The sequence below is a fragment of the Streptococcus oralis subsp. oralis genome, assembly GCF_002096435.1.
In the GTDB taxonomy this organism is placed as follows: Bacteria; Bacillota; Bacilli; order Lactobacillales; family Streptococcaceae; genus Streptococcus; species Streptococcus oralis_AA.
Genome location: NZ_NCUI01000023.1, coordinates 39752 through 62762, shown reverse-complemented (window position 1 = coordinate 62762; position 23011 = coordinate 39752). Strand labels below are relative to the sequence as shown.

28 protein-coding genes, 1 tRNA gene and 1 other annotated feature (1 of these 30 only partly in view) are annotated in these 23011 nt (G+C 41.8%); of the genes, 10 read left to right on the top strand and 19 right to left on the bottom strand.

The window, feature by feature from the left end:
• Window position 1: 1 nt before the first annotated feature.
• A complete protein-coding gene (queF, locus tag B7723_RS02700; protein WP_000082576.1) occupies window positions 2-493 on the top strand; it encodes a preQ(1) synthase in 492 nt (163 codons plus the stop codon).
• A 162-nt stretch (window positions 494-655) separates the two neighbouring features.
• On the opposite strand, the gene B7723_RS02690 is transcribed toward queF, so the two are convergent.
• Complete coding sequence (locus tag B7723_RS02690; protein WP_084849231.1) at window positions 656-1324, bottom strand: MIP/aquaporin family protein; 669 nt, start codon at window positions 1322-1324, stop codon at window positions 656-658.
• Between the two features lie 296 nt (window positions 1325-1620).
• On the opposite strand from B7723_RS02690, the gene B7723_RS02685 reads away from it, so the two are divergent.
• Window positions 1621-2601 (top strand): hypothetical protein, encoded by a 981-nt coding sequence (locus tag B7723_RS02685; protein WP_084849232.1) that lies wholly within the window; start codon window positions 1621-1623, stop codon window positions 2599-2601.
• Window positions 2602-2682: 81 nt separating this feature from the next.
• Here the strand turns inward: B7723_RS02685 and pepF are convergent, their stop codons facing one another.
• From pepF to B7723_RS02650, 7 genes are all read right to left on the bottom strand, one after another.
• Window positions 2683-4479, bottom strand: a complete 1797-nt coding sequence (pepF, locus tag B7723_RS02680; RefSeq protein ID WP_084849233.1) for an oligoendopeptidase F — start codon at window positions 4477-4479, stop codon at window positions 2683-2685.
• A gap of 10 nt (window positions 4480-4489) precedes the next feature.
• Window positions 4490-5233: a 16S rRNA (uracil(1498)-N(3))-methyltransferase gene (locus tag B7723_RS02675; protein ID WP_084849234.1), complete on the bottom strand. Its 744-nt coding sequence runs from the start codon at window positions 5231-5233 to the stop codon at window positions 4490-4492.
• A 1-nt stretch (window position 5234) separates the two neighbouring features.
• A complete protein-coding gene (prmA, locus tag B7723_RS02670; RefSeq protein WP_071851284.1) occupies window positions 5235-6185 on the bottom strand; it encodes a 50S ribosomal protein L11 methyltransferase in 951 nt (316 codons plus the stop codon).
• Window positions 6186-6322: 137 nt separating this feature from the next.
• Window positions 6323-6796: a GNAT family N-acetyltransferase gene (locus tag B7723_RS02665; RefSeq protein ID WP_061586742.1), complete on the bottom strand. Its 474-nt coding sequence runs from the start codon at window positions 6794-6796 to the stop codon at window positions 6323-6325.
• Window positions 6789-7226 (bottom strand): NUDIX hydrolase, encoded by a 438-nt coding sequence (locus B7723_RS02660; protein ID WP_061586743.1) that lies wholly within the window; start codon window positions 7224-7226, stop codon window positions 6789-6791. The genes B7723_RS02665 and B7723_RS02660 overlap by 8 nt, the downstream gene beginning before the upstream one ends.
• Before the next feature lie 49 nt (window positions 7227-7275).
• Window positions 7276-7818, bottom strand: coding sequence for a hypothetical protein (locus tag B7723_RS02655; protein ID WP_084849235.1), 543 nt, complete (start codon window positions 7816-7818; stop codon window positions 7276-7278).
• A 55-nt stretch (window positions 7819-7873) separates the two neighbouring features.
• Window positions 7874-8344, bottom strand: coding sequence for a DUF3013 family protein (locus B7723_RS02650; RefSeq protein ID WP_049530017.1), 471 nt, complete (start codon window positions 8342-8344; stop codon window positions 7874-7876).
• 115 nt (window positions 8345-8459) lie between these two features.
• Between B7723_RS02650 and B7723_RS02645 the strand changes: the two genes are divergently transcribed.
• Together B7723_RS02645 and B7723_RS02640 are read left to right on the top strand one after the other, a co-directional pair.
• Window positions 8460-9731 (top strand): replication-associated recombination protein A, encoded by a 1272-nt coding sequence (locus tag B7723_RS02645; protein WP_084849236.1) that lies wholly within the window; start codon window positions 8460-8462, stop codon window positions 9729-9731.
• A 263-nt stretch (window positions 9732-9994) separates the two neighbouring features.
• Window positions 9995-10067: transfer RNA gene (locus B7723_RS02640), tRNA-Lys, on the top strand.
• A gap of 135 nt (window positions 10068-10202) precedes the next feature.
• Here B7723_RS02640 and B7723_RS02635 read toward each other — a convergent pair.
• Entirely contained in the window at window positions 10203-11684 is a 1482-nt protein-coding gene (locus tag B7723_RS02635) for a M protein trans-acting positive regulator PRD domain-containing protein (protein ID WP_084849237.1), read from the bottom strand.
• Between the two features lie 310 nt (window positions 11685-11994).
• On the opposite strand from B7723_RS02635, the gene B7723_RS02630 reads away from it, so the two are divergent.
• From B7723_RS02630 to B7723_RS02610, 5 genes are all read left to right on the top strand, one after another.
• Window positions 11995-12231, top strand: coding sequence for a GlsB/YeaQ/YmgE family stress response membrane protein (locus tag B7723_RS02630; protein WP_045592533.1), 237 nt, complete (start codon window positions 11995-11997; stop codon window positions 12229-12231).
• Window positions 12232-12330: 99 nt separating this feature from the next.
• Window positions 12331-12894, top strand: coding sequence for an alkaline shock response membrane anchor protein AmaP (amaP, locus tag B7723_RS02625; RefSeq protein WP_049484704.1), 564 nt, complete (start codon window positions 12331-12333; stop codon window positions 12892-12894).
• Window positions 12895-12904: 10 nt separating this feature from the next.
• Window positions 12905-13075: a DUF2273 domain-containing protein gene (locus B7723_RS02620; protein ID WP_000454669.1), complete on the top strand. Its 171-nt coding sequence runs from the start codon at window positions 12905-12907 to the stop codon at window positions 13073-13075.
• 11 nt (window positions 13076-13086) lie between these two features.
• The gene (locus tag B7723_RS02615; protein ID WP_084849238.1) at window positions 13087-13671 is read left to right on the top strand and encodes an Asp23/Gls24 family envelope stress response protein; all 585 of its coding nucleotides are present in this window, start codon (window positions 13087-13089) and stop codon (window positions 13669-13671) included.
• A 41-nt stretch (window positions 13672-13712) separates the two neighbouring features.
• On the top strand, window positions 13713-13916 hold the full coding sequence (locus B7723_RS02610) for a CsbD family protein (protein WP_000102421.1): 204 nt from the start codon (window positions 13713-13715) through the stop codon (window positions 13914-13916).
• Between the two features lie 216 nt (window positions 13917-14132).
• Here B7723_RS02610 and B7723_RS02605 read toward each other — a convergent pair whose 3' ends face one another.
• The 3 genes from B7723_RS02605 to B7723_RS02595 form a co-directional block, all read right to left on the bottom strand.
• Entirely contained in the window at window positions 14133-14582 is a 450-nt protein-coding gene (locus tag B7723_RS02605; protein ID WP_084849239.1) for a hypothetical protein, read from the bottom strand.
• Between the two features lie 131 nt (window positions 14583-14713).
• Window positions 14714-15238, bottom strand: coding sequence for a thiol-disulfide isomerase (locus B7723_RS02600; RefSeq protein ID WP_084849240.1), 525 nt, complete (start codon window positions 15236-15238; stop codon window positions 14714-14716).
• A gap of 103 nt (window positions 15239-15341) precedes the next feature.
• Window positions 15342-15797 (bottom strand): GNAT family N-acetyltransferase, encoded by a 456-nt coding sequence (locus B7723_RS02595; protein WP_084849241.1) that lies wholly within the window; start codon window positions 15795-15797, stop codon window positions 15342-15344.
• Between the two features lie 69 nt (window positions 15798-15866).
• Here B7723_RS02595 and B7723_RS02590 point away from each other — a divergent pair, with 69 nt between their 5' ends.
• A complete protein-coding gene (locus B7723_RS02590) occupies window positions 15867-16526 on the top strand; it encodes a prepilin peptidase (RefSeq protein ID WP_084849242.1) in 660 nt (219 codons plus the stop codon).
• Here B7723_RS02590 and trpA read toward each other — a convergent pair.
• The 7 genes from trpA to trpE are packed head-to-tail and all read right to left on the bottom strand — an operon-like array spanning window position 16498 to window position 22757.
• Window positions 16498-17274: a tryptophan synthase subunit alpha gene (trpA, locus tag B7723_RS02585; protein ID WP_084849243.1), complete on the bottom strand. Its 777-nt coding sequence runs from the start codon at window positions 17272-17274 to the stop codon at window positions 16498-16500. The two genes, B7723_RS02590 and trpA, sit on opposite strands and share 29 nt — an antisense overlap.
• Window positions 17267-18490, bottom strand: a complete 1224-nt coding sequence (gene trpB, locus B7723_RS02580) for a tryptophan synthase subunit beta (protein WP_084849244.1) — start codon at window positions 18488-18490, stop codon at window positions 17267-17269. Before trpB ends, trpA begins: the two co-directional genes overlap by 8 nt.
• A complete protein-coding gene (locus B7723_RS02575) occupies window positions 18468-19067 on the bottom strand; it encodes a phosphoribosylanthranilate isomerase (RefSeq protein ID WP_162279200.1) in 600 nt (199 codons plus the stop codon). Before B7723_RS02575 ends, trpB begins: the two co-directional genes overlap by 23 nt.
• On the bottom strand, window positions 19054-19821 hold the full coding sequence (trpC, locus tag B7723_RS02570) for an indole-3-glycerol phosphate synthase TrpC (protein WP_084849246.1): 768 nt from the start codon (window positions 19819-19821) through the stop codon (window positions 19054-19056). Before trpC ends, B7723_RS02575 begins: the two co-directional genes overlap by 14 nt.
• Window positions 19818-20822 carry an anthranilate phosphoribosyltransferase gene (gene trpD, locus B7723_RS02565; protein WP_084849247.1) on the bottom strand — a complete coding sequence of 335 codons (1005 nt, stop codon included), beginning with the start codon at window positions 20820-20822 and terminating at the stop codon, window positions 19818-19820. Before trpD ends, trpC begins: the two co-directional genes overlap by 4 nt.
• Window positions 20823-20832: 10 nt before the next feature.
• A complete protein-coding gene (locus B7723_RS02560; RefSeq protein WP_084849248.1) occupies window positions 20833-21399 on the bottom strand; it encodes an aminodeoxychorismate/anthranilate synthase component II in 567 nt (188 codons plus the stop codon).
• Window positions 21396-22757 (bottom strand): anthranilate synthase component I, encoded by a 1362-nt coding sequence (trpE, locus tag B7723_RS02555; RefSeq protein ID WP_084849249.1) that lies wholly within the window; start codon window positions 22755-22757, stop codon window positions 21396-21398. Before trpE ends, B7723_RS02560 begins: the two co-directional genes overlap by 4 nt.
• A gap of 71 nt (window positions 22758-22828) precedes the next feature.
• Window positions 22829-23011: a binding site (T-box leader), on the bottom strand (it continues 43 nt past the right edge of the window).

Below are 23011 nucleotides of genomic sequence, written 5' to 3'. Positions count from 1 at the left end.
CATGTCACAACAAGAAGAAATGAAAAACCTAAGCCTACTGGGCAACAAAGAAACCAACTACATCTTTGACTATCAACCCGATGTCCTTGAATCTTTTGACAATCGTCATGTTGAAAATGACTATTTCATCAAATTCAACTGTCCTGAATTTACCTCGCTTTGTCCTATTACGGCTCAGCCAGACTTTGCGACCATTTATATTTCCTACATTCCTGACAAGCTCTGTGTCGAATCAAAATCCCTCAAACTCTACCTCTTTAGCTATCGAAATCATGGAGATTTTCACGAAAACTGTATCAACACTATCGGGAAAGACTTGGTCAACTTGCTCGACCCTCGCTATTTAGAAGTCTGGGGAAAATTCACTCCGCGCGGGGGCATTTCAATCGACCCCTACTACAACTACGGTAGACCTGGAACCAAATATGAAGGCTTAGCAGAACAACGCCTCTTCCAACACGACCTTTATCCAGAGAAAATTGACAACCGCTAAACTCATACTCAATGAAAATCAAAGAGCAAACTAGGAAGCTAGCCGCAGACTATACTTGATTACGGCAAGTCGAAGCTGACGTGGTTTGAAGAGATTTTCGAAGAGTATCATACGAAAAAGCCCTGTTCCTCAAGATGAGGAGCAAGGCTTTTTGAATTTCAATTATTCTTCTGTTCCAAGGAAGTTTTTTGCAACAAGAGCTGCAAGAACACCACCAACGATTGGGGCAAGGATGAAAATCCAAACTTGTTCAAGAGCTGCGCCACCAACCAAGACAGCTGGAGCCAAACTGCGAGCTGGGTTTACTGAAAGGCCTGTGATGTTCAATCCTACAAGGATCATTGCCATCAAGGACAAACCAATCACCAAACCAGCAATCGCACCATTGCCCTTGCTTGCTGAAGTGACAGTCATGATAACTAGGACAAACAAGAAAGTTGCGATGACTTCAAACAAGAATCCACCAAAGACAGTGACACCGTTTGCCAAGGCATTTTCACCAAGACTAGCAGTTGACATGCCTGAGTTAGACAAGAGGAAGAATACCGCAGCTGACGCAAGGAAAGCTCCAACTACTTGCCCAAGGATGTAGTTTACAAGCTCTGAAGATGACAAACGTTTGTTTACAAACATAGCGATCGAAACCGCTGGGTTCAAGTGAGCACCTGAAACAGTACCAATTGAGAAAGCTGCAACCACAATTGCCAAACCAAAGGCAAAAGCAATTCCAAGGTGTCCAAGGCCATTAAGACCATTTCCAAAAACAACAGCCCCTGTTCCGATGAACACAAGCATAAATGTACCGATTAATTCAGCAACAAATTTTTTCATGATAAGTCTCCTTTTTTCAAACTATGTATTAGTCTATCAAAAGAAGGAAAGGGTTTCAAGAAAATTGACTGGAAAGTTCTTTGAAAACCCACTGAATTTCTATTAAAGACTATTACAAGTAAAAATTGATAAAAATCCTTGGCCGGTTATCCTTCAAGAATATCGGAAACTTTCAAATACTTGCTTAAAAGGAAACATTCTTCAATCAAACCTTTCTCTAATAAATCATACAAAAAAATGAAAAGAATGGTATAATTGATACTATACAATAAACGTTTTTGGCAAAGGAGACTACCATGAGAAAAAAGTTTAGAGTTTATTTTCTAACCACTGCAACGATTTTAGCATTTGGCCTCGTCGGCTGTTCATCTAAACCATCAACCACTGCTCCAAGCAATACAGAAGGTACTACAAATACAGAGACGGCAACCTACCATAAGGAAGATGTAACTGGTCCTGCTGCTTCATTTGACTGGAATGCCAAAGTTGAACCTACCAACTATGAGAGAACCTTTGTTGAAACCAACAGTGGCAGTCAATTTAATAAAACTTTAGATCGCACGAAAGAGGCGGCTGAGAATCTTGAAAAAAAGAAAAAGGAAATTTCGGATCCTAAGGTTCAAACAGCCCTCAATTTAGTGGATGCCGTCTTTGTCAATCAAGAAAATTTTGACCTGGTTGTGAAATCAGCGGGTGCTAGCAATCAAGAAGAGTTATTTGATAAGATTTGGAACGAATATTTAGTCCCTGAGTTAACTAAAATCCGTCCGAATTTTTCAAATGATACCATCTTTGAGTATAAGGGAGAAAAGTATCCTCTGAAAATTTATGCACCAATGTTTTTCAAGGTCAACACCAATGCATTAGGAAAAGCAGGTGCCTATACTCTTGAGGACTATAAGGTAGAAGGCGACTTGGTTTATTTGAAATTTATGTCCCCATCTGTAGATACTTACCAATATGAAGTCAAAGCATCCTATCACACAGACAGTCTCGAATTCTTTCAAGGACTGGCAGAAGAACAACAAAAAGTTCTTGAAACAGACTATGCTAAAGCTCTAAATATTCGATTTGTTTATCAATTAGCGGCGCTTGATTTTAAAGCTGACAACTACGTAGACCTAGAGGGCATGGATTATTTTGATCGAAACTCTCATTACCTCGCCATAAAAGTGGATAATAATGGTGAAGCTAGCCTTGATAATGAAAATCTTGTCAACCTTTTGCAAATTAGCATGAAGGCTTCAAACGAGGCCAATAAAGGAAAATTTGAATAAGTCTTCAATGCATAAAAAATCACCTCAAACAGGTGATTTTTGTGTATTCATCTTGTCATTAAAATGTCTTAAATCCGTCCTTTACTCCCCCAACTCAGCACTGTAGGCGATAATCTGGTCAACTGTGTCTGACAAAAATTGGATGGTATCACGGAGTGGTTTGTCTGTTGAAATATCAGCACCGATAATCATAGCTGACCCAAGCGGTGTCTTGCTACCACCTGATTTGAGGAGATTGAGCCAATCTTCAGCTCCAGTTTCTGAATGTTTCAGATGAAGATAACCTGCAGTCGAGATGACTAGACCAGCAGAGTAAGTGTAACTATACAAGCCCATGTAGTAGTGAGCTTGGCGCATCCAAGTGAGTGCCGCATCGTCGTCAATTTCAATAGCATCTTCCCAGAAATCTGTCAAAACTTCCTTCATAATGCTGTTGAGCTTGCTTGCTCCAAAGGTTTCCCCTTCCTCAATCAATGTATAAACCTTACGCTGGAAGGCTGCTTCCAAGAGGTGGGTGATGAAATTATGGAAGTAGGTGTCTGTCAAGCGGTGGGCAAGGGCAAAGCGTTTTTGACGTGGATCATCAGACTGGTGCTCCAAGTAGTCACTGAGAAGCAATTCATTGAAGGTTGATGGCGCTTCAACGTAGTAGGTCGACATGTGAGCATTGAAGTAGCTTTGGTGATTGTCTGAAAAGATAAATTGACCAGAATGCCCAATTTCATGAATCAAGGTATAGACATCACTCAAACGGCCAGTCCAGCTCATGAGGACATAAGGGTGCACGCGATATGGATCCGTCGCATAACCACCAGAATCCTTGCCACTATTAGCAGCAAAGTCCACCCAGCGTTCTTCTTGATAGCGCGCAACTTCCTGACAATATTCTTGTCCTAAAGGTTCTACTGACTTCATGACCAAATTATAGGCGTCATCAATAGTCACTTCAGGATTAAGGGCGCTGTCCAAGTCCAATTTCCAGTCTGCAAAGGTCATCTTTTCAAGACCATTGATCTTGGCAACATGCTTGAGGTACCTCTGAGCAACTGGCGCAAATTCTTGCATGATGAGGTCAATCTGGCGGTCAAACATGGCACGGTCAACTTCTTGCTCAGCCAGAAGATAGTCAAAAACTGAGTCATAGCCCTTCATATCTGCCAACAATTTCTCAGACTTGACTTGGGCTAAATAGGCTGCCGCAGCCGTATTTTGGTGCTTACGGAGTCCCTCTGAAAAAGAACGGAAAGATTTCTCACGAACCTCAGCGTCCTCGTGGTTTTGGTAGAAATTTTCATAGGTAACAAAGCTATTTTTGTAGGTCTTGCCATGGGCTTCAAAGTCAGCCATTTCAAAGTCCCCAGCTCGCATTTTGGTGTATATGTCCTGTGGACTGTAGAAGATTTCACCGAGATTGGTCAAAGCTTTCTCCACATCAGCCCCTAGATAGTGGGCTTTTTTGATTTTAGCCTGACGAATGGCTGCCGTCAAGTGAGGCAATTTACCCAAACGGTCCAAGACCTCCTCGTCTGCTGCCACCAAGGCGTCGTCAAAGAAGGTCAAGGCTACACTGGCGTCTGTCTCAAAGTCCATCCCAGCTTGGGCAATATTGGCAAATTCTTCATTGCTATAATCTGTCGTCTGAGGCATAAAAGCGTAGTTGCCGATATGACTCATCTGAATATAAATTTGTTCCAATTCTGCAAATGCCTTCTCAAAATCCTCAAAAGTATGAAGATTACCTTTGTAATCACGGCTAAATTGATTGATGTCTTCGCGCGTTTTCTCGATTGCACGCAAGAAATCCTCACGGTCTTGGTATAGGGCTGTTAAGTCCCAAAGTTCCTTTTCGGAAAATTCTGATCGGTGTTTTTGTTCCATTCTCTTCCTCTTATTTCTCTAATTCTACTAAAACACTAAGGGCTGATAAGGCGTAAAGCGGCGCTGTTTCTGCTCGCAAGATGCGAGGTCCTAGGCCTGCCAAGAAGGCTCCTTTAGCTTCAAAACTTTCGATTTCTGCAGGTGAGAGACCGCCTTCTGGACCAAATATAAAGAGCAATTTGGCTCCTTTTTCTAGTCCAGTAACTGCTTGCAAAAGCGCAGCGGCTTCTCCTTCTTTTGCTGATTCTTCATAGGCCACTATAATAGAGTCAAACTGGTCAAACTGAGTTAGAAAATCTGCTTTCTTCTCGAAAAGCTGGATACTTGGAACGATATTACGCTTGCTTTGTTCTGCCGCTCCAAGGGTGATTTTTTCTAGTTTTTCAACCTTTTTACCCAATTTCTTGCCGTCCCACTTGGCAACTGACCAGTCAGCAGGGAAGGCCCAAATTTGGCTGGCACCCAGTTCCGTTACTTTTTGAGTGATAAACTCCAGCTTGTCTCCCTTGGGAAAGCCTGATGCGATAGTCACTTGGATGGGAAGTTCGACATTTTCAGCTAATTCTTGGACCAACTCAAACTGACGATTTTCCACATCTAGCACGCGTGCCAAGCGCTTGATCCCATCATCAAAGACCAAGGTCACTTCATCCTCTTCTTTCAGGCGCATAACCTGAAACATATGCTTGCTGGTTTCCTTGTCCTCAATGGTGACAGGAGAGACTGCACTACCCTTGACAAAATACTGCTGCATGTTAGCCTCCAATCACACCTGAAATATCCTTAGTCTTCTTAAAGACACAGGCATTCCATTCCCCTTGAATCATGTGGGTTTCAAGGAAAAATCCAGCTGACTCAGCTGACTCGCGTACCATGTCCCACTTGTCCTTGATAATCCCACTCATGATCAGGTAGCCTTCGTCCTTGACCAAACGATAAGCATCGTCTGTCAGATGAATGAGAATATCCGCCAAGATATTAGCCACAATCACATCTGCCTCAATCTCAACACCCTTAAGCAAATCTCCAGCCGCTACATGTATATTCTCCATGCCAGGGTTGAGCTCAATATTTTCCTGAGCGACACGAACCGCCACATCATCCAGGTCATAGGCGAAAATTTCCTTGGCACCCAGAAGCGAGCTGGCAATGGAGAGGACACCTGAACCAGTTCCCACATCAAGCACCGTTTCGCCACCACGAAGAACCTGCTCCAAGGCAAAAAGGCTCATCTTAGTGGTTGGATGCGTCCCAGTCCCAAAGGCCATGCCAGGGTCCAGCTTGATAATCTTTTCTCCCGCAGTCGCCTCATAGTCTGTCCAAGACGGCACGATGGTCAAGTCATGGGTGATACGAGCTGGCTCATAGTATTTCTTCCAGTTGTCTGCCCAGTCTTCCTCAGCCAAGTCAGTCGTCCCCATCTTGACCTCTCCTAGATCCATAAAATCGGTCAATTCTGCTAGGCGAGCCTGCAAGTCCGCCTCAACCACTGCCACATCAACCGTATCCGGATAGTAGGCTGTCACTACGATTTCTTCTTGCTGCTCTACCTCTGGGAAAATCTCACCAAAACGGTCGACATTCCCCACATAGTCCATACTGTCTTCAATCGCAACACCTTGCGCCCCCAACTCAATCAAGAGATTGGAGACCAGCTCCTCTCCCTCGCGCTTCACTGTAACTTTTAACTCTTGCCATGTTTCCATCATTAAGATACCAAGCCCGTAAAACACAAGGCCAAAATAGGAAACTCTCTGAAGACTCTTGTGTCTAAGAGAAGTTTATCTTTTTGGCACAGTGTTTAGGGCGGGTTCAGTTTAGAAATGTAACCGAACCATCCTTTCTATTTGTCAATCAATTTTTTCATGTAAACCATATCCATACCTTCTTTTTCAGGCTCGATATGGGTTTGACGGTAGCCATTTTTCTCATAAAAGGCGACCATGACCGCATCCTGTAATACCGTACACAAGTCCCACTGTTTAATCGTTGGAAATTCCTTTTCCAGTAATCTCAATCCCTCAGAACCATAACCTTTTCCTTGATACTGGGGCAAAATCGCTGCGGTCCCCAACCAAGCTTTCGTTAACTCGTCATTGGTCTGAACTCGTAAAAATCCGATGTTTTCTTCATCTTTTTTTACAAAGTAGTAATAGCTATTGGGACGCTCGACTAGTTTCCACTTAATTCGTTCACGGTCCTCCAGATAAGGATCGTATTCGTCTTGGTATTTCTCATAGACTGCCTTAAAGCTAGCCCTTTGAATTGCAATTACGGTTTCTAAATCCTCTGCTCCTGCTCGTTCAAGTCTAATCATAGTCTCTCTCCAAATAATCCCTCACCCTATCCTGCAACTGGGGTACAACCCTATCTGAGCCAAGAAACTCGTCAATGCCCATCAGTTTGTAGCCCTGCCCTTCATCACCAAAGACAATCTTGTCAAACTGTTCCTGAGTCAACTTTCCCACTAGAAAGACGGATTCCTTCCCCTCAAAAAGCATACTTGGGTACACCTTACTCCAAAGCAGGCAATCTTCAGTCAGATGAATTCCTAGTTCTTCATAAGCTTCACGCTCCGCGCACTCAAAAGGACTTTCATCACCTTCTCGTCCGCCACCTGGCAACTCCCACATATTGGGCCAAGGGATATTTTCCTTGTCATCACGCAAGATGGTCAGTAGCTTATCTCCACAAAAGAGGGCAATTTTACAACCCGTAAAATCCAAGTGTTTATCCAATAATTCCATGATGATGACCTTTTCTTATCATAACTACTACTCTATAGAAAACCCCTAGCTAGCTTTCTTCAATTACATTTTGACACTCTGCATCCCAGTACGCCCGCCATCTACCATGTTTTTTAGCAAAATAAACCGTAAACTCATCATTTACATAATCTGCAACATAGCGAAGATTAGGCGGACTTTCCTCAAAACTTAATATCCAAGGATGAAAGTAAAAGGTTTTCTCCCACTTCTTCTGAGTATAGCCTAGATCCTTGGCATACTGGGGAATAGGCTGCTGCATCTCGCTTTCCAAATAGGACTGAATAGCATTGTCAATACTATTTAAACGAGCTAATAGTTGCTGAAACTGGTCTTCCTCTTCCGTCTTAAAACCAACTAGAAATTCAAATTCCGAAAAGTCTTCAGGAAATTCAAGTTCTGTGACTGTACCATCTTCTGCATAGCGCCCCTCCTCATCGACAAGGCGACGAGTTCCAGACTTCAATACTTGCTCGAAATCTAGATCCGCAAAGCGATTACGGGGAAGGATGCAAACTGACTGCTCAGATTTATCTGGCTTTCTCCTGAAAAACTGTTTGACTCTTTCTAGCATAGTCTCCCCTTTCTCCTTGAACTCATTATTTAAAAATGTCCACTTAGAATCTTTTTTAATATCTCGGATAAGGGTAAAATTCTCCCTCTTCCAAGCCGACTTTTCCTTCTTCAAAGACTTCTTGATTCCATTCCATGACGAACTCTTCTGCTTCTGGGTCTTCCAAAAAGTCCATGAGGGCATCCAGCCCAACCTCGGCAGTATCTTTGAGGAAAAGTGCAAAATAAGCTAAAAATTCACGAGAAAATCCTTTTTTAGGCAGGTAAGGGATGACAGTCAAATAATCTTCTTCATTGACTGTTGACTTGGCAGGATTGTAAAAGAGTACCGCTTCCTCAAAGAGGATATCGTCTGACGAAACCTCTCCGTCTTCATCCACCATCTCCACACCGGCAGCATTTTGTGCCTCTAGTAGAAAACTCACTTCTACCGCATGGTTGCGCTTGTCCCAACTAATCTCATAGTCAAAGGGAAAGTTCTTGTCCAACTCTTCCTGTAAAACATCTAAAAATCCGTATGTTGCCATTTTGTCCTCTTTCTATGCGACTCTTTAATCGCCCCGATTACTCGGAATTATGCTAAAATAGATACTACCATCTTACCACATCTACATCAGAAAATCCATGTTAGAAAGGACTGCTATGCCAGACAATCTCGCGCTTCGCATGCGCCCAAAAACCATTGACCAGGTCATCGGTCAGGAGCATCTAGTCGGACCTGGAAAAATTATCCGTCGCATGGTGGAAGCCAATCGTCTGTCCTCCATGATTCTCTATGGACCTCCCGGAATCGGCAAGACCAGTATCGCCTCTGCCATCGCTGGAACGACCAAGTATGCCTTTCGGACCTTTAATGCGACTGTTGGTAGTAAAAAGCGACTGCAAGAAATCGCGGAAGAAGCTAAATTCTCAGGTGGATTAGTCCTGTTACTGGACGAGATTCACCGACTAGATAAAACCAAGCAAGACTTTCTTCTGCCACTCTTGGAAAGTGGTCTGGTTATCATGATTGGGGCAACGACTGAAAATCCCTTCTTTTCTGTCACTCCAGCCATTCGTAGCCGTGTTCAGATTTTTGAACTGGAACCTCTGTCTAACCAAAACGTCAAAGAAGCGATTCAGATCGCTCTCACTAATCCTGAGCGCGGTTTTGACTTCCCAATTGAGTTAGATGAGGATGCGCTGGATTTCATCGCAACCTCTACCAATGGAGACCTGCGTTCTGCCTTTAACTCGCTGGATCTGGCTGTTCTCTCTACCCCTGAGAATGACAAGGGCACCCGCCATATCACACTGGATATCATGGAAAATAGCCTCCAGCGAAGTTATATTACAATGGACAAGGATGGGGACGGTCACTACGATGTCCTTTCAGCCCTGCAAAAGTCTATCCGTGGCTCAGATGTTGATGCCAGTCTCCACTACGCGGCCCGCTTGATTGAGGCTGGGGATCTGCCTAGTCTCGCTCGTCGCTTGACTGTTATTGCTTATGAAGATATCGGTTTGGCCAATCCTGAAGCCCAGATTCATACCGTAACTGCTCTAGATGCTGCTCAAAAGATTGGGTTCCCAGAAGCTCGCATTCTCATTGCCAATGTCGTGATTGACTTGGCCCTTTCTCCAAAATCCAACTCAGCCTATGTGGCTATGGACAAGGCCCTTGCTGACCTCAAAACATCAGGGCATTTGCCTATTCCTCGACACCTGCGCGATGGACACTACAGTGGAAGCAAGGAACTTGGGAACGCCCAAAACTATCTCTATCCGCACAACTATCCTGGAAACTGGGTCAAGCAAGACTATCTGCCAGAAAAAATCAAAGACCAGCACTACTTCACTCCGGAAGATACTGGCAAATACGAACGGGCTTTGGCGCAACGCAAGGAAACCATTGATAAATTACGGGACTTGTGAAATCCTTTTCAAATAATTGCATTTTCCTCTTGATTTTTTTTGAAAAAGTGGTATCATATAAACATAGAAACGCTGTGGTGTACGACTTCACACTTAAGTGTTGACCGACTATTTTTTGTACTATTAGGGAAACAAAAGTCTTCTAACAGCATGTAGGCCGTCTCACACGGAAACAGCTTCAGTTAGAGCGAGTTGCCCACCTGCTTAATTGCGCGGGTTCAATACAAACCGTGAAGTTTCGGCACCAATACAGCTTTTTCTTTGCCTCCTTAGCTCAGTTGGTAGAGCAGTAGACTCTTAATCTATGGGTCGCAGGTTCGAGCCCTGCAGGGGGCATCTAGATACAACAGGAAAAGCCTTGGTTTCAGGGCTTTTTTGTTTAAGTTCTTAGGATATTCTGAGTTTAGTATAGATAAAATTCTTTCCTTATAAAACAAAAAACGCTACGTAGCGTTTTTTTGTTATTCTTAGTTACTCGTCTAATCGAATAAACATCATTGCGTTAAGCAAAGAGATGAGAGCGACTGTATTGACATTATTAGAATAGATCAGTCTCTTATTTTCAATAGGAGGAATAATAAAATTAGAAATAATGATGTCGTAAGGTGATTCTTTTAGAGCATCAAGTGATAACTCTAATTCACTCCAAACTTCCAGTTCAAAATTGTTGCTGCAATAGTAAGAAAGTGTCTCTGCTACTGATTTAGCATGATACTGATCAAAATTACTCATAACCAAAACCTTTAATTTAGGTTGGTTTTGTAAAAGATTTAGCACTAAGTGTTTGCTATGGGTGATAAAAGTATAGGTCAAATGATTGACTTTCATTGAACTACGATCCATATCCAAAGCCTCTAGATAATGTTCAATCCCTTCCTTCACCTCTGAAACGAATCGAGGGAAAATATTTTGAAAGTTCTTGATTGTATTACCTTTTTGATCAAATAGGATAAACTCTGTCGATAATTCCTGGCGATGCAGATGTGCTGTATTATGCAGATGCCAAATCAGATTGTCTTTATTGTCTACTTGGAGATTATACTCTCTTGATACCTGATCTACTAGATCTCCCAATAACTGATACGATTTTTTTACATAGCTGTCTGTTTTTGCATGGTTGAGAAATACTTCTTCATCTATGAAAAACATTTTTTGAAAATAGGATACAAACAGTTGACCGATCACTTCTTTATTCAGAGAGATATGATATTCAGAGTCAAAGCTGGCTACAAGGTCCTCGATTTCTTCTGCCTGCATGAACGATTCTAACAATTGATTGTTAAAAGAATTTTTCTCAACTTCCAAGAAATGACCAAACTTTATTCGGTATAAATTTGTTACGAGGAGTAACTTTAACATTCGTTGAGTGGCGAAATCGACAGGAAATGAAGTTTCTTTATAGACTAGTGCCAACAGTTTACACAAAGGTTCTACAGAAAAATCTTCAAAGGGCCATTCAAGGAAATAATATTTCTCTGAAAAATACTGGGCAAAAAAGTAACGGATATCAATCTCATTTCCAGTGATTCGAACTGGATTGAGGCTAATTTCAAAACGATATTGTTTCTTAATGATTTTATTAATATGACTGATGATACGGTAAAGAGAGGAAGAACTGATATAGAACTCTTTGCAAATATTCTCTTTATCACATCCTTCATTAAAGAAGATAAATTCTAATATTGAAAAGTGAGTTGAATGCTTAAAAAAATGATGATAGATCATTTCAATATCACTATCGTCGGTATTAATGATACGGATGCCGTTTGTTGAGGAATGAAATAGCAAGTCAGGAAAGGAAGACCTGACATGGGATAAGTCATTTTTTACAGAACGTTCTGTACAGTGCAATAATTCTGCTAGTTCTGAAATATGAAACCAGCGTTTGTTTTCAAACAGTAATTCTAATAATTCTAATTGTCTGTGACTTTTTTTAGATAATAAATCTCTCATGGATAGCTTTTCTCTCTTTATAATAAACTGAAGGATTGTCTTTCAATCTTCATGCAATTATACCACATGGAATGAATTTATCCTCTTACAACGACTTTTGCTTGTCATCAAAAGACTAGTCTAATCCCTTAGAAACTCAGTAGCACCAGTATTTTCTTATTTATTTGTACCTTCGGTGTATTTTTATAATACGTAATTCAAGACAAATTATTACCTTTCCATATTTAAATGTTATATAATAAATGATATCAAAGAAATTAATTTTCTGAAAATGATTCTTTGATTTAGAAATAGAAAAGGAGGATACACTATGTTGTGGTCCATTATTGTTGGAGGTCTTATTGGTCTCATCGCAGGTGCAATCACTAAAAAAGGTGGTTCAATGGGATTGATTGCGAATATCATTGCAGGTCTTGTCGGTTCGTCTGTAGGTCAATCACTTCTAGGAAGCTGGGGACCTTCATTGGCTGGAATGGCTATTATTCCATCAATCGTAGGTGCAGTAATTGTTGTTGCCGTAGTTTCATATCTATTTGGTAGAAAATAAGCTCTACCTAATAAGAAATTAAAAGTGATAAACCATAATTTTGAATACTCTAGACGGGCAAAATTATGGTTTAAAGCTTTTCAATTGAAAGGATTTAATATGTCAAAATCAAAGAAAATATTGTTACTTATTTTCTGTATCTTAATCTTGACTATTTTCCTTCCTATTCTCATAGATTATCATCAGGTCAGTGATTTAGGAATCCACTTATTCAGTTGGAGAGAACTCTACGCTGAATTCCTGATTGCTAGATATGTCTTTTGGGGGACACTTGTCCTTTCTGTTTTAGTTTTAATTTCAATGTTAGTGATACTCTTTTATCCTAAACAATATCTAGAGATTCAATTAGAAACTCAAGAAGATACATTAAAACTAAAAAACTCAGCTATCGAAGGCTTTGTTCGATGTTTGGTCATTGATCATCAGTTGATCAAAGAACCAACGGTCCATGTAAATAGCCGCAAAAATAAATGTTTCGTTACTGTAGAAGGGAAAATTCTTCCTTCAGACAACATCTCAAACCGATGTCTAGTCATTCAGAATGAAATAACTCATGGATTAAAGCAGTTCTTTGGTATTGAACGTGAGGTAAAACTTGAAGTTAAAGTTAAAGAATATGAACCTCGAAAAACGACCAAAAAGACTGTTAGTCGTGTAAAGTAAGGAAGTAAAAATGGAATGGTTTAAAAAATATCAGTATCCAATTATTGCAGGTCTAGTAGGTGTCATTCTCGCTTGCTTTATCTTATCCTTTGGCTTTTTCAAAACACTATTTGTACTAATTTGTGGAGCCTTAGGAGCATTTGCTGGATACTATGTTAAGGAAAAATATTTAAATAAATAAAGGAGTCTCGTATGTCAAACGTAGATAAAAATGTAGATAAAAAAGATGTTGCTGTTGTTTCTCAAGATGTTAAAGGGGAACTCACTTATGAAGACAAAGTAATCCAAAAAATCATTGGTCTTTCACTTGAAAAAGTACCTGGACTTTTGGATGTGGATGGAGGATTCTTCTCTAATCTAACAGAAAAAATTATCAATACAGACAATGTCACTCATGGTGTAAATGTTGAAGTTGGGAAAGAACAAGTTGCAGTTGACTTGAACATTGTTGTTGAATACCAAAAGAATGTCCCTGCTTTGTACAAAGAAATCAAAGATGTTGTCGTATCACAAGTTACAAAAATGACTGATCTAGAAGTTGTTGAAGTCAATGTGAATGTTGTTGATATCAAAACGAAGGAACAGCATGAAGCAGATTCAGTTAGCCTCCAAGACCGAGTAACTGACGTGGCTTCTTCAACAGGAGAATTTGCTTCAGAACAATTTGAAAAAGTGAAATCTGGTATCGGTTCAGGTGTTGCTGCTGTTCAAGAAAAAGTAGGCGAAGGTGTTGAAGCCGTTAAAGGCGAAACAAAAGAAAATGCTCGCGTACACTAATTCATCTAATCAAAATCAATCAATTTAAAGGAGGCAGAATCATGTCAACAGAAGAAAAATTAAACCAAGCAAAAGGTTCCATTAAAGAAGGTGTCGGCAAAATGATCGGCGATGAAAAAATGGAAAAAGAAGGAACAGCTGAAAAAGTTGTTTCTAAAGTAAAAGAAGTTGCTGAAGATGCAAAAGACGCTGTCGAAGGCGCTATTGAAGGTGTTAAAAACATGCTTCACAAAGACGAAAAATAAGTCTAAACGTTAATTGACCTTTTCATTATAGTAGTCAAAAAGAGGACCGTAAATGTCCTCTTTTTTTGTAGATCGGATTCTAAACACGCTCCCATTTTTCGTTAAAAGAGATTCTTAACAGGAAAAGCCTTGGAATCAAGGCTTTTTTGTTTACTTAAAATAATATCTCCCTTTTAAAGAAAGAACATTTAAAAGCTTGCACACTACTAGACTGGCTTATTTATCCACCACCTGAGCCTCAAATTGGGCTGGCTGGTTGTCTACATTGGTAATGGTTATCGTGTAGGGCTTGTTATTGGTGGCATCAAACACTTTTTCACCTTGGTAACTCACAACAACTCCATCTTTTTCTAAATAAATATCTGCTTGCTTGTTTGGAAGTTCTTCATCCTCCTCGTCCAAACCATGGCTTTTTATAATTTTTTGTCCCTCTACTTCATAGTAAACATCACCATTACTCTCACTCCAAACATTAGAGCCAGTTAATTTAATTTTACTTGAATCGTTTTTCTTCAAGATGAAGAGTGAATAGTATTCCAAATCTTGTGTTCTGGGATTTACTCTTAAGTTGACGGATTGACCTGGTTGAAGAGTGTATTTGCCATAGTTCAAAACGGAAAAGACAAACCAAACTAGGAGCAAACTATACAAGACTCCTATAATCATTCGTGAGCGCCTACTTTTAAAAAAACGTAAAAGTAACAGTAAAGAGCAATTCTGTAAACATTCTTGTCCCTCCTTTCTTATCATCGTTGACATTCTAAACAAGATCTCGTGTTAGTTTCTCACTAGTAACATCAACCATATAAAGTCTGATACATCTTATCTAGAAAAGCTTTCAACTCTTTTCGAACAATCTTTAACAGGCGTTCTTCTTCGGCTTGAGAGATCGTCACACTTTCTTTATTTTGATTACTAATATGAGAATAGTAACTACGTTTTAGGGTTAATTGATTGTCTAAAATATAGTAGGCATTTATTTTTTCCTCATTTACCATTGTTTCAAATAAAACCGAGACTTCATCCCTGCCAGGATTCAACATTCTCAAATCAATGTCTCCTTTTATCCCTATGGAGGCAATTCCTCCATCCAAGCGGATAGCACCGTCGGGAGGAACAACATAACCTGCTTTTCGCATGTCAGACGCATATTTTCCTGAAGCCGTTAAATGTTGTAAGACTGCTATATTGTCCTTTTCTTCAAAGGAAGCCTTTAATTGGGTGCGTTCTTGGTGGCTTTGATACTGAGAATAAAGAGTGATACCAACAACTAAGGCAAGTACAGAAGTAATCCAGATTCGTATTTTTCTAAGTCTCGACATTTTTATCTCCCCTATCTAAGAAATCATAGAATCCTTGTTTCTAACTTTGAAAGAAGGCTTTCTTATCCTTGAAAATCCTTGAGACTCTGGCCCCACGTGACTGTTATCTGCCCTTTTTCATGATGTATTTTCGTATAGGTGTTTCAACCATTTGAACGATTTCAAATCCTTCTTTTTGGTAAAGATTGTAAGCTGTTTGATTTGCCTCATAGACATTTAGAGAAATAGTATCTATGTCTTCATTTTCAAAGGCCAAACTAACAAATTTCCTTAAAGCCTGGCTACCTAAGCCTTGTCCCTGTTTCTGGGGGTTGATAAAAAATCTCCCGATATGAAGATTCCTGTCTTCTAGTCTGATTTTCTGGATAAGCCCCACAAACTCTTGTCCATCAAAGATTGAAAAGATTCCTTCCAAATCTTGCAAGATTTGAATTGTTAAGGGAAAAGGAATCATTGTTCCCATCCATTGTTCTTGAAAGGATTTGCCAAGGGAGTTGGACCATTGGCATAAGAGCTGAGCGTTTTCTATGCTCACATTTTCCTCAAAACGAATCATCATCTTGACCTCACCATCTTATCAATGTTTCTTTATTATACTACTTCTTCTATTTTTTACGAATAGATAAGTATGATTGATCTTTATTTTTTTCTTGTCGGGAGCATTATCGCTTCCTTTCTAGGTTTGGTCATTGACCGTTTTCCTGAGCAATCCATTATCCAACCAGCCAGTCACTGCGATTCCTGTCAAACTCGCTTGCGACCCTTAGATTTGATTCCTATTGTATCTCAGGTCTTCAATCGCTTTCGCTGTCGCTACTGCAAGGCTCGCTATCCATTCTGGTATGCCCTCTTTGAATTGGGCTTGGGTGTCCTCTTTCTGGCTTGGTCATGGGGCTGGCTTTCCTTGGGTCAAGTCATCCTAATCACTGCTGGTTTGACCTTGGGAATTTACGACCTTCTCCATCAGGAATATCCCTTGCTGGTCTGGCTGACGTTTCACCTAATCCTCCTGGCTTTCTGTGGTTGGAATCTGGTCATGGTCTTCTTTCTTATCCTTGGAATTTTGGCTCATTTTATCGATATCCACATGGGAGCAGGGGATTTTCTCTTTCTGGCTTCTTGTGCTCTCATCTTTAGCGCGACAGAATTACTGATTTTGATTCAATTCGCTTCTGCGGCAGGGATTTTAGCCTTTCTTTCGCAAAAGAAAAAGGAAAGACTTCCTTTCGTGCCTTTCCTCTTACTTGCTGTTTGTTTGATTATTTTTGGTAAGCTACTGCTTGTTTGATAAAGTCCTCAATCGGCTCTCCTTGGTGGAGAGCTTTTACAATTTTCGAACCAACGATAACACCATCTGACACCGCATTGAAGCGTTCTACATCGGCTTGACTTGATACACCAAAACCTGTCAAGACTGGAATGTCAGCTACTTGATGCAATTGTGCCAAGTGCTTGTCCAAGTCTGCTCGGTAATTGCCTGACTTCCCTGTCACCCCATTGATGGCAACGGCATAGACAAAACCTTCTGCTCCTTCAATCAACTCTTTTTGACGTTCAAGTCCTGTTGTCAAGCTAACTAGGGGAATCAATGCAACATCTGTATCTGCCAAAAATGGCTCCACAAAGTTGGCATGCTCATGAGGCAGGTCTGGGATAATCAATCCTTTAACCGCTGTATCTGCCAAATCTTTGACAAATTTCTCCACACCGTACTGAAAGAGGGGGTTAAAGTAGGTCATGATAACAAGCGGAACCTCTGTTTCAATGGTTTTCAAGGTTTCAACCAAAGCCTGGGGCGAAGTCCCCTGAGCTAAACTGCGCAAGCCTGCTTCTTCGATAACAGGTCCATCTGCAACAGGGTCAGAAAAGGGAATACCCACTTCAATAGCTGAGACACCCAAATCTTCTAAAAAGTGGATTGTTTCAGCGAGACCATCCAAGCCTTTCTCATGGTCTCCAGCCATGATATAGGGAACAAAAATTCCTTTTCCAGCTGCTTTGATAGCATTCAATTTTTCTGTTAGTGTCTTAGGCATGAGCTTCTCCCTTCTTTGCTGCATCTGCTTCCAAGCGGTCTTTGACTTGGACCACATCCTTGTCCCCACGACCTGATAGACAGACAATCATTGACTTTTCTGGTCCGAGTTCTTTGGCCAATTTCACCGCAAAGGCAATGGTATGGCTAGATTCCAAGGCTGGGATAATCCCTTCCACACGAGACAAGAGTTGGAATCCTTCCAAGGCTTCCTCGTCAGTCACAGGAACATAGCTGGCACGTTTGATATCGTGGTAGTGAGAATGTTCTGGACCGATACCTGGATAGTCCAAACCTGCTGAGATAGAGAAGGCTTCAAGAATTTGACCATGAGCATCTTGGAGCACATCCATAAGAGAACCGTGGAGAACACCCGGACGACCCTTGGTCAAAGTCGCTGCGTGGTGCTCTGTATCCACACCAAGTCCTGCCGCTTCAGCTCCATACATGGCTACTGACTCATCTTCCACAAATGGATGGAAGAGGCCGATAGCATTAGATCCACCACCAACACAGGCTACTAGGGCATCTGGTAGGTCTTGTCCTGTCAAATCACGGTACTGTTGTTTAGCTTCTCTACCAATGACACTTTGGAAGTCACGGACGATTTCTGGGAAGGGATGAGGCCCCAAGGCTGAACCAAGGATATAGTGGGTATCATCGATATTTGCCACCCATGAACGAAGAGCTGCATTGACCGCATCCTTGAGCACGCGCGAACCATCAGTCACAGCCTCAACCTTGGCTCCCAAAAGCTCCATACGGAAGACGTTAAGGGCTTGGCGTTTGACATCTTCCTCACCCATGTAGATAGTACATTCCATGTTAAAGAGGGCCGCAGCTGTTGCAGTTGCCACACCGTGCTGACCAGCACCTGTTTCAGCGATAATTTTCTTTTTGCCCATGCGTTTAGCCAGAAGAACTTGTCCCAAGGCATTGTTAATCTTGTGGGCCCCTGTATGGTTGAGATCTTCCCGTTTGAGATAAATCTTGGCTCCGCCGATATGCTGGGTCAAGTTTTTTGCGTAGTAAAGAGGAGTTTCACGTCCTACGTACTGACGTAAGAGTTGGTTTAATTCCTCTTGGAAACTTGGGTCTGCCTGACTTTCACGGTAAGCCTTCTCCAACTCCAAAACTGCTGTCATCAGTGTTTCTGGGACGAAACGTCCGCCGAATTTTCCGTAAAATCCATCTTTATTTGGTTCTTGATATGCCATTCTTTACCCTCTCTATAAATCTTCTAATCTTTTCATGATCTTTCTGTCCATCTGTCTCCACTCCACTTGATACATCTACTGCATAGGGAGAGAAATGTTGAATTGCTTTTGCTACATTGTCTTCCTTAAGCCCACCTGCGATAAAGAAGGGCTGAGCAAGTTCTGCTGTATCCAGTTGGCCCCAGTCAAAGGTCTGGCCACTCCCTGCCACAGGGGCATCAAAGAGTAGATAGTCTGCCCGAGAATGAGGCACGTGACCATTTCCATCTACCTGCACCGCCTGAATGCTGGCACAAGGTAAATCCTCAAACAAATCATCTGCTACCTGACCATGAACTTGAACCAAGTCCAAACCAACTTTGTCAATTGCTTCTAGCAGTTGAGCTCGACTTGGTGAAACAAATACACCAACCTTCTTAACGTTCACAGGAATGAGATTTGCAAGCTCTGTAGCCTCTTCCAAGCTCACCTGTCTTTTACTGGGTGCGAAGACAAAACCGATATAGTCTGCCCCTGCTGATACGGCTGTTTCTACCGCTTCTTTGGTCGATAGTCCACAAATCTTAACCTTTGTCAATCTGCAACTCCTTAATTCTCTGGGCCACATCCTCTGCCTGCATGAGAGCTGTTCCCACCAAAATTCCGTTAAAGGATGCTGCTACTCGTTCTGCATCCTGCCCTTTGAAAATAGCAGATTCAGAAATGTAATAACGATCTTCCTTAAAGTGCTGGGCCAAGTCTACACTAGTCTGCAAGTCGACTTCAAAGGTGGTCAAGTTGCGGTTGTTAACCCCAATAATCTCAGCACCAAGCCTGTGTGCCACTTCTAGTTCAGCTAGATTGTGGGTCTCCACCAAGACTTCCAGACCAAGCTCTGTCGCGTAGTCATAGAGTTCCTTGAGGCGTTCTTCTGACAAGGCAGCCACGATGAGCAAGATAACTGTCGCCCCTGCATTCCGAGCTCGGATGATTTGCTTTTCATCGATGATAAAGTCCTTGTTGAGCGTTGGAATGTTTACCTGACTGGAGATCTCACGTAAATAATCCAAATGCCCTTTAAAGAAAACCTCATCTGTCAAAACCGAAATCATCACTGCTCCATTTGCTTCATAAGTCTGGGCCTGTTGCACAATATCCACATCGAGATTGATATCTCCCAGACTAGGGCTAGCCTTCTTGACCTCAGCGATTACCTGCAAACGGTCTTGATGTTGTTTTAAATAGTCAGCTAAGCGATAGGTCTTGCGCAAGGGCTGGACTTCCTCCAGCTCCATTTGCTCGACTTCACGCGCCTTCTGCTCTAAGATTCGTGCTAAAAATTCCTGACTCATTTTTGGTACTCCTGTAACAGTCTGAGTTTTTCAAGGGCCTTGCCACTAGCAATCACTTGACGAGCTAGGGCAACTCCTTCCTTGATACTAGCTACCTTACCATTAGCATAGAAACCAAGACCAGCATTCAAGACTGTCGTTTCCAAGAATGGACTTGGTTCGTTTTGAAGAACGCTCAGCAAAATCTCTGCATTTTCCTGAGCATTTCCTCCACGAATATCTTCAATAGCGTAGCGCTCCATCCCCAAATCCTCTGGAGTAAAGCTTGACAAGGTAATTTCACCATTTTCAAGAAGAGCAATCTTGGTTGTTCCGTTCAAGCCAGCTTCATCCAAGCCTTCTGGTCCAGCAACTACGATAGCACGTTTGCGACCCATATTTTTCAAAACCTGAGCTGTACTTTCTAGCAGTTCTGGACGACTAATCCCAAGAAGCTGTGTTTCCAAGGCCATTGGATGAATCAGTGGACCAGTCAAGTTCATGATCGTTGGAATTCCTAGTTCCAAACGAGCTGGCATGATGTATTTCATAGCTGGATGCATATTTTTAGCAAAGAGAAAGACGATGCCAGTTTTATCAAAGACCTTACCTAGTTCAGCTGGTTTGAGGTCAAGATTGATGCCCAAGGCTTGAAGGACATCTGCAGAACCTGATTTAGAAGAAATCGAACGGTTTCCGTGCTTGGCCATGTGAACACCGCCACCAGCCAAGACAAAGGCTGCAGTTGTGGAAATGTTAAAGCTGAAAGACTTGTCTCCACCAGTACCACAGTTGTCCATGGCATCATGAATCTCAGTTGGAATGTGTTGAGCATGCCCTCTCATGACTTGAGCAATGGCTGTGCGCTCTTCAGGTGTTTCCCCCTTCATCTTAAGGGCCAAGAGGAGAGAAGCAATCTGCGCCTCAGTTACACGCCCAGTTACGATACGCTCAATGACGTCCGTCATTTCCACACCTGATAAATGTTCAAATTTTGCTAGTTTTTCAATAATCTCTTTCATCCTAGTTTCCTCACTTTACAACCTTCTCGATAAAATTCTGAATAGAAGACAAGCCATCTGGCGTTCCGATACTTTCTGGATGGTACTGGAAGCCATAAATCGGCAGGCTTTTGTGTTGAATTCCCATAATAGCCTGATCATCAGTCGAACGAGCTGTCACTTCAAAGTCTTCTGGCATTTCTTCAATCAAAATGCTGTGATAGCGCATGACTGGACGACCATCCTCAATGCCTTGATAGAGAACAGATGGCGCTTCAAAGCTGATATGGCTCTGTTTCCCATGCATGACCTTTGGAGCCAAACCTAACTTCCCACCAAAGACTTCTGCGATGGCTTGGTGCCCCAAACAAATCCCTAGAATCGGCTTCTTACCTGCAAAGTCACGAATCATGTCTTCCATCTTTCCAGCATCAACCGGCCAACCAGGACCGGGAGAAAAGACCAGACCATCTGCTTTTTCAGCTTCTTCATACAGCTTGGGATCATCATTTCTCAAGACCTGCACTTCTGCAAAATTCCCAATGTACTGCGCCAAGTTATAGGTAAAAGAATCATAGTTATCAATCAATAAAATCATGGTCTTAGTTCTCCAATTCTAGTCATAGATTTAGCCTTATTAATGGTTTCTTGGTATTCGTTTTGGGCGATGGAGTCATAGACAATCCCTGCCCCAGCCTGTACATAGGCTGTTTGATCTTTGAGAATCATAGTTCGGATGGCAATGGCGAAATCCATATCACCCGTCGCAGACAAGTAGCCGATTGCTCCCGCGTATACACCACGTTTTTCTGTTTCCAGTTCATAGATCCGTCTCATGGCCCGAATCTTTGGTGCTCCTGAAACTGTTCCAGCTGGAAGTGTAACTTTCAAAGCATCCATGGCATTGAGTTCTGGAAGCAAACGTCCCTTGACCACGCTGGTCAAATGCATGACATAACGGAAGAGCTCCACTTCCATATACTTGGTGACTTGGACACTTGCCGTTTCAGCAATTCTACCGATATCGTTACGCCCTAAGTCTACTAACATTCGATGTTCTGCTGTTTCCTTCTCATCAGAAAGCAGGTCAGTCGCCAAGGCCTTGTCCTCTTCATCCGTAGCCCCTCTTGGTCGCGTACCTGCAATCGGATTGGTAGTTACGATGCTATTTTTGACAGAAACCAAACTTTCAGGACTGGCACCGATGATTTGATAATCCCCAAAATCATAAAAATAGAGGTAATTAGAAGGATTGGTCACGCGGAGATTTCTGTAGAAGTCAAATGGATTTCCAGTAACTTCTGCTGAGAAGCGCTGACTGAGTACGCATTGGAACATGTCACCATTACGAATCAAGTCGCGAGCTGTTTCGACCATTTCCTCAAACTTCTGAGGAGCGATATGCGGTTTGAAGTCCAGCGGAGATAGATCCAAATCTTCAAATTCATTTGGAGCAGGAATGCGTAATTCCTCAAGCACTTGGTTCAAGGCTTTTTCCAAATCTTCTTGACTGCGATTGCTATAAAGAGCATCCTCTATGACATGAATTTTTTCTTTCTTGTGGTCAAAAACCATGTAGCTCTCATAGACAAAGAAATGCATGTCTGGCGTTCCAATGGTATCCTCAGGGATTTGGCCAATTTCTTCATAAAGAGAAATCATATCGTAACCGACAAAGCCAATAGCTCCCCCACCAAAAGGGAGGTCTGAATGGTGCTGGCTCTTATGAGTCACTTCATAAAGGAAATCCAAGGGATCCCGATCAATCACTTGACCGTTTTGATAGAGGACCCCATTTTCAAACTTAATCTCAAAAACAGGATTATAAGCTAGGATAGAAAAACGAGCGGTTTCCTTGTCTCTCGGAATACTCTCTAAGATCACCTTGTGTTGTCCCTTTAGGCGCATATAAGCCAAGATTGGTGATAAGACATCTCCATGAATGATTCGTTCCATTGTAATTTCCCTTTCAGTTCTACTTCTAGTCCGTGGCGATTGTATGAAAAATCCCCACGCAAAATAACTTGCGTGAGGACGAAATTCGCGGTGCCACCTCAATTATAGGATTTCTCCTATCTCTCATTCCTGTCTCAGAACCTTCCTGTAACAGGCTGTGCGATAAAGGGCACTCCCTTGAGAATTATGTTTTCTTCTCTCGTTTCAAATGGACCCAACCTTACAGCTTTCTCTGCTTGTTTCCAGCAACCACA

What these genes read in the sequence shown, in the direction of transcription:
- queF (WP_000082576.1), top strand. Translation starts at nt 2, where the DNA reads ATGTCACAACAAGAAGAAATGAAAAACCTAAGCCTACTGGGCAACAAA.
- B7723_RS02690 (WP_084849231.1), bottom strand. Translation starts at nt 1,324, where the DNA reads ATGAAAAAATTTGTTGCTGAATTAATCGGTACATTTATGCTTGTGTTC.
- B7723_RS02685 (WP_084849232.1), top strand. Translation starts at nt 1,621, where the DNA reads ATGAGAAAAAAGTTTAGAGTTTATTTTCTAACCACTGCAACGATTTTA.
- pepF (WP_084849233.1), bottom strand. Translation starts at nt 4,479, where the DNA reads ATGGAACAAAAACACCGATCAGAATTTTCCGAAAAGGAACTTTGGGAC.
- B7723_RS02675 (WP_084849234.1), bottom strand. Translation starts at nt 5,233, where the DNA reads ATGCAGCAGTATTTTGTCAAGGGTAGTGCAGTCTCTCCTGTCACCATT.
- prmA (WP_071851284.1), bottom strand. Translation starts at nt 6,185, where the DNA reads ATGGAAACATGGCAAGAGTTAAAAGTTACAGTGAAGCGCGAGGGAGAG.
- B7723_RS02665 (WP_061586742.1), bottom strand. Translation starts at nt 6,796, where the DNA reads ATGATTAGACTTGAACGAGCAGGAGCAGAGGATTTAGAAACCGTAATT.
- B7723_RS02660 (WP_061586743.1), bottom strand. Translation starts at nt 7,226, where the DNA reads ATGGAATTATTGGATAAACACTTGGATTTTACGGGTTGTAAAATTGCC.
- B7723_RS02655 (WP_084849235.1), bottom strand. Translation starts at nt 7,818, where the DNA reads ATGCTAGAAAGAGTCAAACAGTTTTTCAGGAGAAAGCCAGATAAATCT.
- B7723_RS02650 (WP_049530017.1), bottom strand. Translation starts at nt 8,344, where the DNA reads ATGGCAACATACGGATTTTTAGATGTTTTACAGGAAGAGTTGGACAAG.
- B7723_RS02645 (WP_084849236.1), top strand. Translation starts at nt 8,460, where the DNA reads ATGCCAGACAATCTCGCGCTTCGCATGCGCCCAAAAACCATTGACCAG.
- B7723_RS02635 (WP_084849237.1), bottom strand. Translation starts at nt 11,684, where the DNA reads ATGAGAGATTTATTATCTAAAAAAAGTCACAGACAATTAGAATTATTA.
- B7723_RS02630 (WP_045592533.1), top strand. Translation starts at nt 11,995, where the DNA reads ATGTTGTGGTCCATTATTGTTGGAGGTCTTATTGGTCTCATCGCAGGT.
- amaP (WP_049484704.1), top strand. Translation starts at nt 12,331, where the DNA reads ATGTCAAAATCAAAGAAAATATTGTTACTTATTTTCTGTATCTTAATC.
- B7723_RS02620 (WP_000454669.1), top strand. Translation starts at nt 12,905, where the DNA reads ATGGAATGGTTTAAAAAATATCAGTATCCAATTATTGCAGGTCTAGTA.
- B7723_RS02615 (WP_084849238.1), top strand. Translation starts at nt 13,087, where the DNA reads ATGTCAAACGTAGATAAAAATGTAGATAAAAAAGATGTTGCTGTTGTT.
- B7723_RS02610 (WP_000102421.1), top strand. Translation starts at nt 13,713, where the DNA reads ATGTCAACAGAAGAAAAATTAAACCAAGCAAAAGGTTCCATTAAAGAA.
- B7723_RS02605 (WP_084849239.1), bottom strand. Translation starts at nt 14,582, where the DNA reads ATGATTATAGGAGTCTTGTATAGTTTGCTCCTAGTTTGGTTTGTCTTT.
- B7723_RS02600 (WP_084849240.1), bottom strand. Translation starts at nt 15,238, where the DNA reads ATGTCGAGACTTAGAAAAATACGAATCTGGATTACTTCTGTACTTGCC.
- B7723_RS02595 (WP_084849241.1), bottom strand. Translation starts at nt 15,797, where the DNA reads ATGATGATTCGTTTTGAGGAAAATGTGAGCATAGAAAACGCTCAGCTC.
- B7723_RS02590 (WP_084849242.1), top strand. Translation starts at nt 15,867, where the DNA reads ATGATTGATCTTTATTTTTTTCTTGTCGGGAGCATTATCGCTTCCTTT.
- trpA (WP_084849243.1), bottom strand. Translation starts at nt 17,274, where the DNA reads ATGCCTAAGACACTAACAGAAAAATTGAATGCTATCAAAGCAGCTGGA.
- trpB (WP_084849244.1), bottom strand. Translation starts at nt 18,490, where the DNA reads ATGGCATATCAAGAACCAAATAAAGATGGATTTTACGGAAAATTCGGC.
- trpC (WP_084849246.1), bottom strand. Translation starts at nt 19,821, where the DNA reads ATGAGTCAGGAATTTTTAGCACGAATCTTAGAGCAGAAGGCGCGTGAA.
- trpD (WP_084849247.1), bottom strand. Translation starts at nt 20,822, where the DNA reads ATGAAAGAGATTATTGAAAAACTAGCAAAATTTGAACATTTATCAGGT.
- B7723_RS02560 (WP_084849248.1), bottom strand. Translation starts at nt 21,399, where the DNA reads ATGATTTTATTGATTGATAACTATGATTCTTTTACCTATAACTTGGCG.
- trpE (WP_084849249.1), bottom strand. Translation starts at nt 22,757, where the DNA reads ATGGAACGAATCATTCATGGAGATGTCTTATCACCAATCTTGGCTTAT.